The 14,166-nt window shown below is 64.1% G+C and carries 11 protein-coding genes; 4 read left to right on the forward strand and 7 right to left on the reverse strand.

Going from position 1 to position 14,166, the window contains the following annotated elements; all coding sequences use genetic code 11:
* Positions 1-5 precede the first annotated feature (5 nt).
* A complete protein-coding gene (locus NKH41_RS24090; protein WP_352779855.1) occupies positions 6-2,276 on the forward strand; it encodes an AGE family epimerase/isomerase in 2,271 nt (756 codons plus the stop codon).
* Here the strand turns inward: NKH41_RS24090 and betB are convergent.
* Genes betB through betI form a run of 5 tightly spaced genes read right to left on the reverse strand, consistent with a single transcriptional unit; the run spans position 2,240 to position 8,542 of the window.
* Positions 2,240-3,703 (reverse strand): betaine-aldehyde dehydrogenase, encoded by a 1,464-nt coding sequence (betB, locus tag NKH41_RS24095; protein WP_352771883.1) that lies wholly within the window; start codon positions 3,701-3,703, stop codon positions 2,240-2,242. The two genes, NKH41_RS24090 and betB, sit on opposite strands and share 37 nt — an antisense overlap.
* A 59-nt stretch (positions 3,704-3,762) precedes the next feature.
* Positions 3,763-5,415 carry a choline dehydrogenase gene (gene betA / locus NKH41_RS24100; RefSeq protein ID WP_352618572.1) on the reverse strand — a complete coding sequence of 551 codons (1,653 nt, stop codon included), beginning with the start codon at positions 5,413-5,415 and terminating at the stop codon, positions 3,763-3,765.
* 3 nt (positions 5,416-5,418) lie between these two features.
* Positions 5,419-6,426: a pyridoxal-phosphate dependent enzyme gene (locus NKH41_RS24105; RefSeq protein ID WP_502895731.1), complete on the reverse strand. Its 1,008-nt coding sequence runs from the start codon at positions 6,424-6,426 to the stop codon at positions 5,419-5,421.
* Positions 6,426-7,955 carry a choline-sulfatase gene (gene betC / locus NKH41_RS24110; RefSeq protein WP_352771887.1) on the reverse strand — a complete coding sequence of 510 codons (1,530 nt, stop codon included), beginning with the start codon at positions 7,953-7,955 and terminating at the stop codon, positions 6,426-6,428. The genes NKH41_RS24105 and betC overlap by 1 nt, the downstream gene beginning before the upstream one ends.
* Entirely contained in the window at positions 7,952-8,542 is a 591-nt protein-coding gene (betI, locus tag NKH41_RS24115) for a choline-binding transcriptional repressor BetI (protein ID WP_352449081.1), read from the reverse strand. The genes betC and betI overlap by 4 nt, the downstream gene beginning before the upstream one ends.
* A gap of 224 nt (positions 8,543-8,766) precedes the next feature.
* Between betI and NKH41_RS24120 the strand changes: the two genes are divergently transcribed.
* Positions 8,767-9,933: an acetyl-CoA acetyltransferase gene (locus NKH41_RS24120; protein WP_352540731.1), complete on the forward strand. Its 1,167-nt coding sequence runs from the start codon at positions 8,767-8,769 to the stop codon at positions 9,931-9,933.
* A 26-nt stretch (positions 9,934-9,959) separates the two neighbouring features.
* Entirely contained in the window at positions 9,960-10,964 is a 1,005-nt protein-coding gene (locus tag NKH41_RS24125) for an asparaginase (RefSeq protein WP_352771889.1), read from the forward strand.
* Here NKH41_RS24125 and NKH41_RS24130 read toward each other — a convergent pair.
* Together NKH41_RS24130 and NKH41_RS24135 are read right to left on the reverse strand one after the other, a co-directional pair.
* Positions 10,957-12,333, reverse strand: coding sequence for a TIGR03808 family TAT-translocated repetitive protein (locus NKH41_RS24130; RefSeq protein ID WP_352771891.1), 1,377 nt, complete (start codon positions 12,331-12,333; stop codon positions 10,957-10,959). The two genes, NKH41_RS24125 and NKH41_RS24130, sit on opposite strands and share 8 nt — an antisense overlap.
* Before the next feature lie 92 nt (positions 12,334-12,425).
* On the reverse strand, positions 12,426-13,205 hold the full coding sequence (locus tag NKH41_RS24135) for a TetR/AcrR family transcriptional regulator (RefSeq protein ID WP_352771893.1): 780 nt from the start codon (positions 13,203-13,205) through the stop codon (positions 12,426-12,428).
* On the opposite strand from NKH41_RS24135, the gene NKH41_RS24140 reads away from it, so the two are divergent.
* A complete protein-coding gene (locus NKH41_RS24140; RefSeq protein ID WP_352771895.1) occupies positions 13,167-14,045 on the forward strand; it encodes a class I SAM-dependent methyltransferase in 879 nt (292 codons plus the stop codon). The genes NKH41_RS24135 and NKH41_RS24140 overlap by 39 nt on opposite strands.
* The last annotated feature ends 121 nt before the right edge of the window (positions 14,046-14,166 follow it).

Below are 14,166 nucleotides of genomic sequence, written 5' to 3' on the forward strand. Positions count from 1 at the left end.
TTTTCATGACCGAACGGATCGTCAGTTTTGTGATGAGCGGCGGCGTCGGCTCGCGGCTGTGGCCGTTGTCGCGGGAGGACAATCCCAAGCAGTTCCATGATTTCTCCGGCGACGGCTCGATGCTGGCCAAGACGCTGCGCCGGCTGACCGCGCGGCTGGAAGGCGAAACGCCGGTTTTCCTGATTGCCTCGGAAAGGCATGCCGACCGCGTTCATGCCGACATTGCCGGTCACGAGCTTTCCGGCGGCGGCCCGCTGTTCGAGCCGACCGGACGCAACACCGCCGCGGCCGTCGCCTTGGCAAGCCTGCGCACGCTGTCGGAATTCGGCGACAGCCTGGTGCTGGTGGTGCCGTCCGATCATGAGATCGCGACGCCACAGCAATTCTGGCGGAGCATCGAGGCCGGCACGGCGGCCGCGCGCCAAGGCAGGCTGGTTGTGTTCGGCATCAAGCCCGCCCAACCCGAGACCGGTTACGGCTACATCGAGGTGGCCGGCGAGCGCGATGGCATCTGCGATGTCTCGCGTTTCGTCGAAAAACCCGATCTCGCCACGGCGCAGAGCTATCTCAAGGCTGGCAATTTCTACTGGAACACCGGCATCTTCCTGTTTCGCGCAAGTGCCATGCGCGACGCGTTCATGGCCTTCCAGCCCGACATCTGGAGCGCCACAGAGGCTGCCTACCAGGCTGCGACATCGGATCTTTCCGGCCTCTACATGCCTCTGGATCTCTATGCCGCCATCCCATCGACATCGATCGACTATGCGATCATGGAGCGCGCCAGCGGCATCGCCATGGTGCCGGCCGGCTTTCGCTGGAACGATCTCGGCTCCTGGCAATCGCTGCTCGACGTCGGCCCCTCCGACACGCAGGGCAATGTCATCGTCGGCGATGTCGTCGCCATCGATTGCGAGAACTCCTATATCCGCAGCGACGGCCGCCTGCTGTCGGCCATAGGCCTGAAGGACGTCGCCATCGTGTCGACCGCCGACGCCACTTTCGTCGCCCCGGTCAGCCACAGCCAGAACGTCAAGAAGATCGTCGAGCAGCTCGAAAAAAGCGGCCGCCTTGAGACCAGGTTCACGCCCGCCGACGACCGCGTCATCGAAAGCGGCGCCTGGCAGCGCCGCGTGCACCATTGGCTGTTCGAGGAGACGGTGCCGTTGTGGTCGACGGTCGGCGTCGATGAGCGCCACGGCGGGTTCCACGAGGCGCTCGGCTTCGATGCCGCCCCTCTGATGAAACCCAAGCGCATGCGCACGCAGGCCAGGCAGATCTACGCCTTCGCCGTCGCCAAGGCGCGCGGCTGGAACGGCCCGGCCGATCGGCTGATCAGCCACGGCCTCGAATTCATGGCCAGGCACGGACGTACCGACAATGGCGGCTGGGTACGCACGCTCAACGTCGACGGCACCGTCGCCGACGCCGCCGAGGATGCCTATGACCATTCCTGCGTGCTCCTGGCGCTGGCGCATGCCCATATGTGCGGCAATCCCGATGCGTTGCGGCTTGGCCAGGAGACCTTTGCGTTCATCGACGCGCATCTCGAGGACGAACGCCTGACCGGCTTCCGCGAGACCTCGAGCGGCGAGGGCGAGCGCCGCTCCAACCCGCACATGCATCTGCTCGAGGCATTCCTGGCCTGGCATCAGGCGACCGGCGAGCGCGCCCATCTTCGTCGCGCCGCGCGCATCGTCGATCTGTTTCGCAGCCATTTCTTCGACCCGGAAAGCTGGACGCTGGGTGAGTATTTCGACCATGAATGGCGGCCGACCCCTGGTGACAAGGGCACGTGGACCGAACCCGGCCATCATTTCGAATGGGCCTCGCTGCTGGTCGACTTCGCCGGCCGCAGCGGCCAGAGCGGCTTGACCGGCCTTGCCCGGAAGCTCTACGCGTCGGCGATCGCCAATGGCCTGAACCGCGCCACGGGCCTCGCCTACGGCGCCGTCTCGCGGCAAGGACTGCCGCTCGACCGCGTCTCGCGCAGCTGGCCGCAGGCCGAAGCGATCAAGGCGGCGATCGCGCTGGACGGTTCGGGCGGTCCCGACCTGAAGCCGGAGATCGAGGCACGGGTCGGCCGGCTGTTCCGCTGGCACATCAATCCGGCACCGCTCGGCCTGTGGATCGACCGCATCGACGAGCGTGGCCGCTCCTTGGCGAGCGAGGTGCCGGCCAGCATCTTCTATCATCTCGTCTGCGCGCTGACGCAGTATCTGGACGGCACGGCGCCCAAGGATCAGTACGGGCTGGCGACATCCCCGGTCTCGACATAGACCGACTTCAGCTGCGAATAGAGCGCCAGTGCCGCGAGCGAATTCTCGCGGCCGATGCCGGATTGCTTGAAGCCGCCGAAGGGGATTTCGACCGGCGTCAGATTGTAGGCGTTGATCCAGCAGGTGCCGGCCTGCAGTTCGGCAATGACACGATGGGCGCGCGCCAGGTCTCGCGTGAACACGCCTGCGGCGAGGCCGAATTCGGTGTCGTTGGCGCGATCGATCACCTCGTCCTCGCTGTCGAATTTCAGCACGCTCATAACCGGCCCGAAAATCTCCTCGCGGGCGATGCGCATCGTGTCGGTGACACCGGTGAACACCGTCGGCTCGACGAAGAAGCCGCCCTGAAAACCCTGCAGCGAAGGCACGTTGCCGCCGCAGGCGAGCACCGCGCCATCCTGCTTGCCGGCCTCGATGTAAGAGACCACCTTGTCGTGCTGCGCCTTCGAGACCAGCGGCCCCATCTGCGTGTCCGGATCGAGCGGATCGCCGATGCGGATTTTCTTCGTCCGTTCGGTCAGCCTCTCGACGAAACGGTCATGGATGCTACTCTGCACGAAGACCCGCGTGCCGTTGGAGCAGATCTGGCCGGTCGAATAGAAATTGCCGAGCATCGCGCCGCCGATGGCGTTTTCGAGGTTGGCGTCTTCGAAGACGATCAGCGGCGACTTGCCGCCGAGCTCCATCGTCGCGTGCTTCATCTTCGAGCCGGCGAGCGACAGCACTTTGCGGCCGGTTGGCACCGAGCCGGTCACCGAGACCTTGGCGACGACATTGTGGCCGACAAGGCCGGCGCCGACATCGCCAAAACCCTGCACCACGTTGAACAGCCCGTCGGGCAGCCCGGCCTCGGTATAGATTTCGGCGAGCGCCAGCGCTGATAGCGGCGTGTTTTCCGATGGTTTGAAAACCATCGCATTGCCCATGGCGAGGGCGGGTGCGGATTTCCAGCCGGCGATCTGGATCGGATAGTTCCAGGCGCCGATGCCGACGCAAACGCCGAGCGCCTCGCGCCTGGTATAGGCAAAGGGTCCGCCGAGATCGACGGCCTCGCCATTAAAGGCGGCGACCGCGCCGCCGAAATATTCCAGGCAGTCGGCCGCCGACGGGGCGTCCGCAACCAGCGTCTCCTGGATAGGCTTACCGGTATCCAGCGTCTCAATGCGCGCCAGATCGGCATTGCGCGCGCGCAAAATGTCGGCGGCGCGGCGCAGGATGCGGCCGCGTTCGACCGCCTTCAGCCGCGCCCAGGCCGGTTGTGCTGCCCGCCCCGCCTCGATCGCGAGCTCCAGCACGTTCGGCGTCGCCGAGCGCAGCATGGCGATGGTCTCGCCGGTTGCCGGATAGATAACCGGCAGCGCTGCGCCGCGCTCGTCGTCGATATAGCGGCCGTTGACATAATGCGATGCCGTTGGCTGGGCGCGCATGACTGTTCTCCAAATCGTCTTGTCGCGGCATGCGGAATATGCGTCCGCCGGATCATGGCCTATCTGTCCGACACCTGCCAGCGCGGATTGATCCATGGTTCCTGGTTGGACGGTGGCAGCGGCGTACGCCCGAGAATGTGGTCGGCGGCCTTCTCGCCGGTCATGATCGACGGCGCGTTGAGATTGCCGTTGGTGACGCGTGGAAAGATCGAGGAATCGGCGACCCGAAGCCCTTCGACGCCAATGACGCGGCATTCCGGATCGACGACGCTCATCGCATCATCGGCACGGCCCAACTTGCAGGTGCCGCAAGGGTGGTAGGCGCTTTCGGCGTGGTCGCGGATGAAGGCGTCGAGCTCTTCATCCGATTGTACATGCGAGCCCGGCGACAGTTCCTTGCCTCGGTACGGATCGAAGGCCGCCTGCCCGAAGATCTCGCGGGTCAGCCGGATGCAGTGGCGGAACTCCGTCCAGTCGTCTGGATGCGACATGTAGTTGAAGCGGATCACCGGGTTCGATTTGGGATCGGGCGAGCGCAGCGTGACCGAACCGCGCGACTTCGACCGCATCGGCCCGACATGCGCCTGGAAACCATGCGCCTTGGCCGCCGCCTTGCCGTCATAGCGGACCGCGGCCGGGATGAAGTGATACTGGATATCGGGATAGTCGACGCCGGCGCGCGAGCGCACGAAGGCGGCCGCCTCGAAATGATTGGTGGCACCGAGGCCGGATTTGAAGAACAGCCATTGTGCCCCGATCAGCGCCTTCGAGAACGGGTTCAAGACGGAGTTCAGCGTGATCGGCTTTGTCGATTCCTGCTGGATGTAAAGTTCCATATGGTCCTGCAGATTGCGGCCGACTCCGGGCCGGTCGGCGATCACCGGGATGCCGTTCTCCCTAAGGTGCTGGCCGGGGCCGATGCCGGACAGCATCAGGATCTTGGGCGAGTTGATCGAGGACGCGGCAACGATCACCTCGCGCCGCGCTCTGACCACCTGAATCCGTTTGCGCACTTCGATCTCGACGCCGGTGGCGCGTTGATTCTCGATGATTACCCGCCGGGCGAAACCCTTGACCAGGCTGACATTTTTCCGCCTCAGCGCCGGCCTCAGATAGGCGCTCGCGGCCGACCAGCGACGGCCGCCGCGGATGGTCTGCTCCATCGGCCCAAAGCCTTCCTGCTTCGCGCCGTTATAGTCGTCGGTCAGCTCGAAACCGGCCTGACGGCCTGCCTCGACGAAGGCGCCGTAGAGTGGGTTCGTCCTCGAGCCGCGCTGCACAGTCAGCGGGCCGCCGTGGCCGCGCCAGCCATTCTCGCCGCCATTGCTGTCTTCCATGCGCTTGAAGTACGGGAGCACATCGGCAAAGCCCCAGCCGGTCGCGCCCTGTTCGGCCCAATGGTCGAAGTCGCGGGCATGGCCGCGCACATAGACCATGCCGTTGATCGAGGATGAGCCTCCGATGACCTTGCCGCGCGGCGTCGCCAGCACGCGGCCGCCGAGATGCGGCTCCGGCTCGCTGGCGAAGCCCCAGTCGTAAAGGCTCATATTGAGCGGGATCGACAGCGCCGACGGCATCTGGATCAGCGGCCCGATATCGCTGCCGCCATATTCGATGACGATCACCGAATGCTTGCCGTCCTCCGACAGCCGGTAGGCCATGGCCGAGCCGGCCGAGCCGGAGCCGATGATGACGAAATCCGCTTCAAGCATGGTTCATGCGCGCCCGTGGTTCATATGCGCAATGAAATCGGCCAGCGAGACGTTGCCGCCGGTTGCCATCACCAGAACGGTCTTGCCGGTTATGTCGACCTTGCCGCCGAGCACCGCCGCCAGCGAGGCAGCGCCGGATGGCTCAAGCACTAGCTTCATCCGCTCGAAGGCAATGCGCATGGCGCGCCGCACCGACGCATCATCGACAGTGACGCCGCGAACACCGGCGGTCGTCACCGCTGCGAACGGCGCGTCGCCGGGCCGCCGCGACATCAGCCCGTCGCAGATCGATCTCGGTCCGATCGGCATGGTTTCGATGGCGCCATGCGCGAGCGACGAGCCCATGCCGTCAAAACCTTCCGGCTCGACGCCGATGATCTCCGTGGCGGGCGACAGATAGTGGAAGGCCAGCGAAACGCCACCTATCAGCCCGCCACCGCCGACCGAACAGAACAAGAGATCGGCCTCCACTTGCCTGGCGGCGAGCTGGTCGAGTGCCTCCAGTCCGGCGCCGGCCTGGCCGGCGACGATCTCCGGATCGTCGAACGGGTGCAGCAGCGCCAAGCCATCGCTCGCGGCGATCTCACGCGCTCTGGCGGCGGCGACTTCCTCACGCGCTCGCTCGCCATGGTCGGTTAGCACGACACGCGCGCCATACCCCGACGTGGCATCGCGTTTGGCGGCCGGCGCGTCGATCGGCATGACGATGGTGACGGGAATGCCAAGCGCTTGGCCAGCCGCCGCTAGCCCCTGCGCAAAATTGCCGGAGGAGTAGGCGACGACGCCCTTTTTGGTTTCGTCAGGCGAGAGCTTCTTCAGCCGCCAGTAGGCGCCGCGCACCTTGAACGATCCTGCCCATTGCAGCGATTCGGCCTTGACGAAGATGCGGGCGGCGCCGGTCTCGCGGGCAAGTGCCGCCGATTCCAGGAGCGGCGTGATCTGCGTCGCCTTGGAGGTGACGGCATAGGCCTGCCTGAGATGGTCGAGCGAGGGGACGAGACTATCTGCCATCATTTGCCTCGCGGAAAGCGCTTCTGCTCTTCGAGCAGGTCGAGGTTCATATGGTTTCTCATGTAGCGCTCCGATGCCTTCTGCAGCGGCTGGAATTCCCAGGGATAATGGGTGCCGTTGCGCAGCGCCGGGTAGACCACCCAGCGGCGTGCCTGACTGGCACGCACCGCCGCGTCGAAGGCCGCCATGTCCCAGCGCGCCCGCACCTTGTCGGTGAAAGCGGCCACCAATGCCGCATTGGCCGGATCGGCGGCGAGATTGGTCAATTCCTGCGAATCCGATTCAAGATCAAACAGTTGCGGCGGGTCGATCTCGCAATGGATGAATTTGTAGCGGCCCTCGCGCAGCGCCACCATCGGCGCGTTCGAGCCTTCGGCTGCATATTCCATCAGCACCGGCGCGGAGCGCTTCTTTCCATTCAGCAGCGGCAGCAGCGACTGGCCGTCGGTCCACGGCGCAATCGCGCTGATGTCGATGCCGGCGAGGTCGCAAAGCGTCGGCGTCACGTCGAGGTTGGAAACCGGCGTGTCGATCAGCCCGGCGGCGATGCCCTTGCCGGCGATCATCAGCGGCACCCGCGCCGCACCTTCGAAGAAGCACATCTTGAACCACAGGCCGCGCTCGCCAAGCATGTCGCCATGGTCCGAGCAGAACAGGATGATCGTGTCGTCGAGCATGTGTGTGTGCTCGAGCACCGACATCAATTCGCCGAGCTTGTCGTCGAGATAGGAGATGTTGGCGAAATAGCCGCGTCGTGCGCGGCGTATCTGCTCAGCGGTGATGTCGAACCTGTCATAGTCGCTGGCGCGGTAGAGCCGCTGCGAATGCGGGTCCTGCCTGTCGTAAGGAATGAAGCCGACCTCAGGCTCGAGCGCCGGGCAATCCTCGTAGAGGTCCCAGTATTGCCGCCGTGCGACGTAAGGATCGTGCGGATGGGTGAAGGAAACCGTCAAGCACCAGGGCCGATGTGCGGCATCGTCGGAGACGCGGGCAAAATCATAAAGCTTCTGCACCGCATGGAAGGCGACCTCGTCGTCATATTCCAGCTGGTTGGTGATCTCGGCAGTACCGGCGCCGCTGACGGAGCCGAGATTGTGATACCACCAGTCGATGCGCTCGCCGGGTTTGCGATAGTCGGGTGTCCAGCCGAAATCGGCCGGATAGATGTCGGTGGTCAGCCGCTCCTCGAAACCGTGCAACTGGTCCGGCCCGACGAAATGCATCTTGCCGGAGAGGCAGGTGTGATAACCGGCGGCGCGCAGATGATGGGCAAAGGTCGGGATCGAAGACGCGAATTCGGCGGCGTTGTCATAGACCCCGGTGCGTGACGGCAACTGGCCGCTCATGAATGCGGCGCGGCCCGGCGCGCAGAGCGGCGAGGCCGTGTAATTGTTGCAAAAACGCGCCGAACGCGCGGCGAGCGCCTTCAGATGCGGCGCGTGCAGGAAGTCCGCCGGCCCATCCGGAAACAGCGTTCCGTTGAGCTGATCGACCATGACGATCAGGATGTTGGGTCGCTTGGATGTCACTGCTTCTGCCGTCCGCTGAGCTTCGTTTCGAGATAGTCCTCGACCAGTGCAATCGCGGTCGCGGCATCAGGAACACCGTCCTTCAGCGCGCGCCTGATATAGAGCCCGTCGATCAGCGCCGCGGTCGCTTCGGCGACCCGGTCGGCCTCGCTTCTCGGCAGGATGCCGGCCAGCCCGCTGAGCAGATTGGAATGCAGCCGGCGCGCATAGACCTTGAGCAGCCGGCGGAGTGCTGCCGATTTTTGCGCCTCGACATAGAAGGCGAGCCAGGCGGCGATCGTTTCGGGCTGGAACTGGATGTCGGAAAAATTGACCGCGACCACCGCCGAGACGCGCTGGCGCGCCGTGCCGGCCGCGCGAAGTGCACGGCGCGTATCGGCCGTTAGCTCGCTCAGGATGTGCCGCATCGTCGCCAACAGCAATTCGTCTTTGGCGCCGAAATAATGGTGGGCAAGCGCCGAGGACACGCCGGCGCGCCCGGCGATTTCCGACATCGTCACATCAAGCGAACCGCGCTCGCCGATCGCCGAGATCGTTGCATCGATTAGCGCCCTGCGGCGCAACGGCTCCATTCCGAGTTTCGGCATTCCTGCTCCGGCCTGTTGGGGCAAGATTATTTTTTATTGACGCATCAATCAACAAAAATCCACCCTGATTTGCTGGCAAAAGCCAGGCACTATGACCAGATGATCAAGATCAAGCAATTGTGCGGTTCTGGCCCCTTCGCGAGGCCGGCGGAACGGTTCATGCTTGAACAATGCTGATGCGCGCGCAGTATCGCGTAGCCCGGGTCCACAGGATGGAGATCGCCATGACAGCATGCATCGTCGGTTGGGCGCATTCGCGCTTCGGCAAGCTCGAAGGCGAGACGCTGGAGGGCCTGATCACCAAGGTGGCAGTCGAGGCGCTCGATCATGCCGGTATCGGTCCGGATGACGTCGACGAGATCGTGCTCGGCCACTTCAACGCCGGGTTTTCCGCCCAGGATTTCACCGCGAGCCTGGTCCTCCAGGCCGACGACCGGCTGCGCTTCAAGCCGGCGACCCGCGTCGAGAACGCCTGCGCCACCGGCTCGGCGGCGGTCAGGCAAGGCATCCGCGCCATCGACGCCAATGCCGCCCGTATCGTGCTGGTGGTCGGCGCCGAGCAGATGACGACGACGCCCGGTCCCGAGATCGGCAAGAACCTGCTCAAGGCCTCGTATCTGCCGGAGGACGGCAACACGCCGGCAGGTTTCGCCGGCGTCTTCGGCAAGATCGCCCAAGCCTATTTCCAGCGCTACGGCGACCAGTCGGATGCGCTGGCGATGATCGCCGCCAAAAACCACAAGAACGGCGTCGACAATCCCTACGCGCAGATGCGCAAGGATTTCGGCTACGAGTTCTGCCGGCAGGAAAGCGAAAAAAACCCCTTCGTCGCCGGTCCGCTGAAGCGCACAGACTGCTCGCTGGTGTCGGACGGTGCCGCCGCGCTTGTCCTTGCCGACACGGCCACGGCGCTGAAGATGCGCCGCGCCGTCGCCTTCCGCGCCAACGAGCATGTGCAGGATTTCCTGCCGATGTCGAAGCGCGACATTCTCGCCTTCGAAGGCTGCGAGCAGGCCTGGAACCAGGCGCTGAAGCAGGCGGGCGTGACGCTCGGCGACCTGTCCTTCGTCGAGACGCATGACTGTTTCACCATCGCCGAACTGATCGAGTATGAGGCGATGGGCCTGGCAAAGCCGGGCGAGGGCGCCAAGCTGGCCCTGGATGGCGAGACGGCGAAAAATGGAAGGCTGCCGGTCAATCCGTCCGGTGGACTGAAGGCCAAGGGCCACCCGATCGGTGCCACCGGCGTATCGATGCATGTGCTGAGCGCCATGCAGCTTGTCGGCGAGGCGGGCGGCATCCAGGTGCCGGGAGCAAAACTCGGCGGCATCTTCAACATGGGCGGTGCCGCGGTCGCCAACTACGTTTCCATTCTCGACCGGATCAGATAAACCCGCCCGCATTCGCGGGAGGTGACATGGCAAATCCGGTTCTGGTCGAAGTCTTGCGCGGCCCAATCGTCGAGAGTGCTCATCGCGGCGCTGTTGCCGTCTTCGACGCCGACGGCAAGCCTGTCTGGGAGATCGGCGACACGGCACAACCGGTGTTCCCGCGTTCGGCGGTCAAGGCGATCCAGGCGCTGCCGCTGGTCGAGAGCGGCGCTGCCGATGCCTACGGCTTCGGTGATCGGGAGCTGGCGCTGGCCTGCGCCTCGCATTCCGGCGAGCCGCCACATGTCGAGCTGGCGCGCGCCATGCTGGCGAAGGCCGGCTTGGACGAGACGGCACTCGAATGCGGCGCGCATTGGCCTTCGAGCCATGGAGCGACCCTGGCACTTGCCCGCGCCGGCAGCGTGCCGAACGCGCTGCACAACAATTGTTCCGGCAAGCACTCGGGCTTTCTCTGCACCTGCGTTCACAGCGGCATCGCCCATCGTGGTTACGTCAAGGCTGGCCACGCCTCGCAGGAGATGGTGCGCGAAGCGATGCAGGCGGTGACCGGTGCTGCCCATGACGCCGATCACCGCGGCACCGACGGCTGCTCGATTCCGACCTATGCCGTGCCCCTGCGCAGCTTTGCCCTTGGCTTTGCCCGCATGGCGACAGGTGCCGGGTTCGAGCCGGTGCGCGCCCGGGCGGCGAAGCGGCTGCTTTCCGCCTGCATGGCCGAGCCGTTTTTCGTCGCCGGCACGGGCAGGTCCGATGTCGCGATGATGGAGGCCGCGCGGGGCCGGATTTTCGTCAAGGGAGGCGCCGAGGGTGTTTTTTGTGCAGCCCTTCCGGAGCTTGGCCTTGGCATCGCGCTGAAGTGCGACGATGGCGCCGGCCGCGCCGCTGAAGTGATGGTCGCGGCCGTGCTGGCTAAGCTGCTGCACGCCGACCAGGCGCTCGCTGCGAAACTGACCGAACAGGCAAATCCGCCTATCGAGAGCCGGATCGGTGCCAAAGTCGGCGCGCTCCGGCCGACGGCCACCCTCAACTGACGTGGTTGCGCTCGACGGTCAGATGCGCGTAGCCGGCATTGCCTGATGCGGCGAGGTCACCGGTCACTCGCTCGGCCCAGCATTGGCCGACGATCGCGCCGTTCTGGACTCCGTCGATGACATTGTCGGAGATGATTGCCGTTCCGGCACCTTCAACCACGCTGACGGCGATGCCGGTTCCGGCCTTGCGGACGATGTTTCCCGTGGCGACCACATTGCGCATGAACGGTCCCCAGCCGATCTGCATGCCGTAGAGCGGCGCATTCTCGATGACGTTGCCGGAAACGGTGGTGTCGGCCTCGACGCTAATGCCGACGCCGAAGCCGGGCGCGTCGGCAGGGTAGGGGCCGCTGGTCGACAGATTGCGGACGATGTTGCCGGAGCAGACGCCCATGCGGCCGCCTTCGTTGAAGTTGACGATCGAAATACCGTTCGCAGCACCATCGACGATGTTATTGCCGATGACGGCGCCTTCGAACGAGAATTCGGAATACACGGCCGTCTCGCCCGAACGCGAGCAGGTGTTGCCGGTGATCTGCAAATTGCTGGAACTGTTGGCGCGGATCGCCGAGAACGCGCAATCCGAAACAATATTGCCGGAGATGATGACGTTGCCGGCGCGGAAGGCGTTGATACCGTTGCCGTTCTGGCCGGTTCCGCCGCCGCGCGCCTGGATGCGTTCGATCCGGTTGCCGCTGACGATGGTGCCGTCTTCCGCTGCCTGCCAGCGGTGCACGAGGATGCCGCCATTGGCGCAGTCGGAGACGCTATTGCCTGATATTTCCAGGCCATCGGCCTCGACCGAATAGATGCCGGCATCGGCCGCACCGGATATCTCCGAGCGCTGGATGCGGCCCCAGGCGTGTTCGAGCGCCAGACCGTTCTTGCCGCTGCCGGTCATCTGGCAGTTGTCGACGACCAGATGGGCGATGCGGCGCAGATCGAGCAGGCCTTGCGTGTAGTCGCCCATCCAGCGGTTGCTGCCATCGAACACCAGCCCGCTGAGTTCGATATGCTCGGCCCGTTCGGCCATGATGAGATGGCCATTGCCGCCATAGACGATCCGCGATGCGCCCGGCACGCCGGACAGGCGCACCCGGCCGGGCAGCGACAGGTTGGAAACGATATAGATCCCCGGCGGCAGGAACACCGGCATGTCGCGGTCGTGCGCGTCGCGCAGCAGCTTGGTGAAAGCCTTGCTCTGATCGTCAAGCGCACCGGGCCGGACGCCGAGCTCGGTCGCGTTGATCGCGCCACGCATCGCGGCTTTCTCAATGCCGGGCAGGTTCTTCCCCGCTGCCTTGCCAAGCGAAAGCCCCATGATGGCAAAGCCGGTGGTCTGCGCAAGCAGCGTTCTTCTGTTCAACATCGGCACAGATCCCTTGCGTCCAACGCTCACGCCGCAGGATTCGTGCCAGACTAGCCCGGTCGAATTCGTGGTGAAAATCTGACGCTTGGCCCCTATTCGATCCTCGTTGGCTCAGCGATCACCGCCCCGTTGAAGGCAAGTTGCAGGAATATCTGGTCGATCTCCGCGGGAGACAGCTTCGTATCCCTCTCAAGCCACCAGTGCATCACTTCAAAGAACGCGCCAACGATGAAGCGTGTGGCGATCTCAAGTCTGACTCCGCCTTCATCACCTTGGATATTCGCCAACTCATGGCGAACCTGCCTGCTTATCCAGCCGCGGATCTCTTCTGGCATTTCGCGCTTTTTCCCGCCCATCAGCGCACGGTGCATCTCCCGCGTGGCATGAGCATGCTCGAACACCGGACCGCTGAAGGAAAAGCCCTTGGCGTTCCGCTGCGAATGGCGTTCGGCACCGTGTGCCTGCAAGGTCTTCAGATGGTCGTCGATCGTTGCTTTCCTCAAGCGGTCCTTGTCGGGATAGTGTGTGTAGAAAGTCGAGCGGCCGACATCGGCTTCCCTGCAGATATCCTCGACCGTGATCGCCGTATATCCCTTCTCGGCGGTCAGTCTGAAAAGCGCCTGCTGCAGTCGGCTGCGGGTCCTGGCGACCCGACGGTCGATCGGTCCGGCTGGCATCGGCAACATCCTTTTCCGGCCAAAGGACACCAAATCGTCCAGTATTGGGCGCGTCGGTGCGATGTGGCCAGTAAAACTGATACTGGACACACTGTCCAGTATCCTATGCTCTTGCGGAAGGCCCAGCGCGATGCCCGGCTGGCCGGAGATAAAGCAATGCACCAACGTCTTTTCGGAACAATAGTCGGAGGGCATGCGTTAGTCGCGCTCGTCAAAGTGGCCGTGGTGCTCGCGGCATTTTTCTCGTTGGGACAGGCAAATGCGGTCTTTTCCTTGGGAGTTCCCGTCCTCCTGCTTCATGCTGGTGCACTCGTCGTAGTCGCGAGCTTATTGATATGGCAAAGCGCTCACGGGCGGCTGTCCGCCAAGGCCCGCAGACCGGCCGCCAGCGAGGAGAAGGCGCCGCATGTCGGCATCACGCTTCATTCCGCCGCCCTGTATGATATGCTGGCGTGGCTTCTGACCTTCGGTCGCGAACGTGCTTTTCGCGAAAGGATATTAAGCTTTGCGAAGCTGAAACCGGGAGAAGTGGTCCTGGATGTCGGGTGCGGCACCGGCACCACCGCGCTCCTTGCCAGACAGAAGGTGGGGCCGGAGGGGCGTGTGCACGGCGTCGACGCCTCCGCCGAAATGGTTGCGCGCGCGACGGCAAAGGCCCGGCGAGCCGGGCTACAAGTCGGGTTCTCGACCGCCACCGCTCAGGAACTGCCTTTCAAGGATGGGGAATTTGATGTCGTCCTCAGCACGCTGATGTTCCACCATCTTCCAAAGAAGGGCCGCGAGGATTTCGGCAGAGAAGCCTTCCGCGTCCTGAAGGCGGGCGGTCGCGTGCTTATCGTCGATTTTGCAAAACCGCCGCGCTGGAAGAGCACCTTTCGGCTCCACCGGCATGGTTACGTCGATTTGGACAAAGTTGCAGCGGATCTCGGCCGGCACGGCTTCAATATCGTTGAGCAAGGCGACGTCGGAACCAAGGGGCTCCGCTACCTAGTTGCGCAACCGGACCTTAGCCTTGCGGCCCGCGAAGCGCGATAGTGCGCCAAGTTGAGGCATTCGCATGGTCAGCTTTATACCGATAGTGTTGAAGAAGTCGGCGATGAAGCCGTGGATCCACTCGCACCGAAGCGTCTTGATTAAGGTCGACGCGACCTCCTCG

The organism is Mesorhizobium sp. M1169, from assembly GCF_040318345.1.
Lineage (GTDB): Bacteria > Pseudomonadota > Alphaproteobacteria > Rhizobiales > Rhizobiaceae > Mesorhizobium.

Excerpts from the sequence above, each read along its gene's own strand:
- NKH41_RS24090 (WP_352779855.1), top strand. The coding sequence starts at position 6 with ATGACCGAACGGATCGTCAGTTTTGTGATGAGCGGCGGCGTCGGCTCG.
- betB (WP_352771883.1), bottom strand. The coding sequence starts at position 3,703 with ATGCGCGCCCAGCCAACGGCATCGCATTATGTCAACGGCCGCTATATC.
- betA (WP_352618572.1), bottom strand. The coding sequence starts at position 5,415 with ATGCTTGAAGCGGATTTCGTCATCATCGGCTCCGGCTCGGCCGGCTCG.
- NKH41_RS24105 (WP_502895731.1), bottom strand. The coding sequence starts at position 6,426 with ATGGCAGATAGTCTCGTCCCCTCGCTCGACCATCTCAGGCAGGCCTAT.
- betI (WP_352449081.1), bottom strand. The coding sequence starts at position 8,542 with ATGCCGAAACTCGGAATGGAGCCGTTGCGCCGCAGGGCGCTAATCGAT.
- NKH41_RS24120 (WP_352540731.1), top strand. The coding sequence starts at position 8,767 with ATGACAGCATGCATCGTCGGTTGGGCGCATTCGCGCTTCGGCAAGCTC.
- NKH41_RS24125 (WP_352771889.1), top strand. The coding sequence starts at position 9,960 with ATGGCAAATCCGGTTCTGGTCGAAGTCTTGCGCGGCCCAATCGTCGAG.
- NKH41_RS24130 (WP_352771891.1), bottom strand. The coding sequence starts at position 12,333 with ATGTTGAACAGAAGAACGCTGCTTGCGCAGACCACCGGCTTTGCCATC.
- NKH41_RS24140 (WP_352771895.1), top strand. The coding sequence starts at position 13,167 with ATGCACCAACGTCTTTTCGGAACAATAGTCGGAGGGCATGCGTTAGTC.
- NKH41_RS24135 (WP_352771893.1), bottom strand. The coding sequence starts at position 13,205 with ATGCCCTCCGACTATTGTTCCGAAAAGACGTTGGTGCATTGCTTTATC.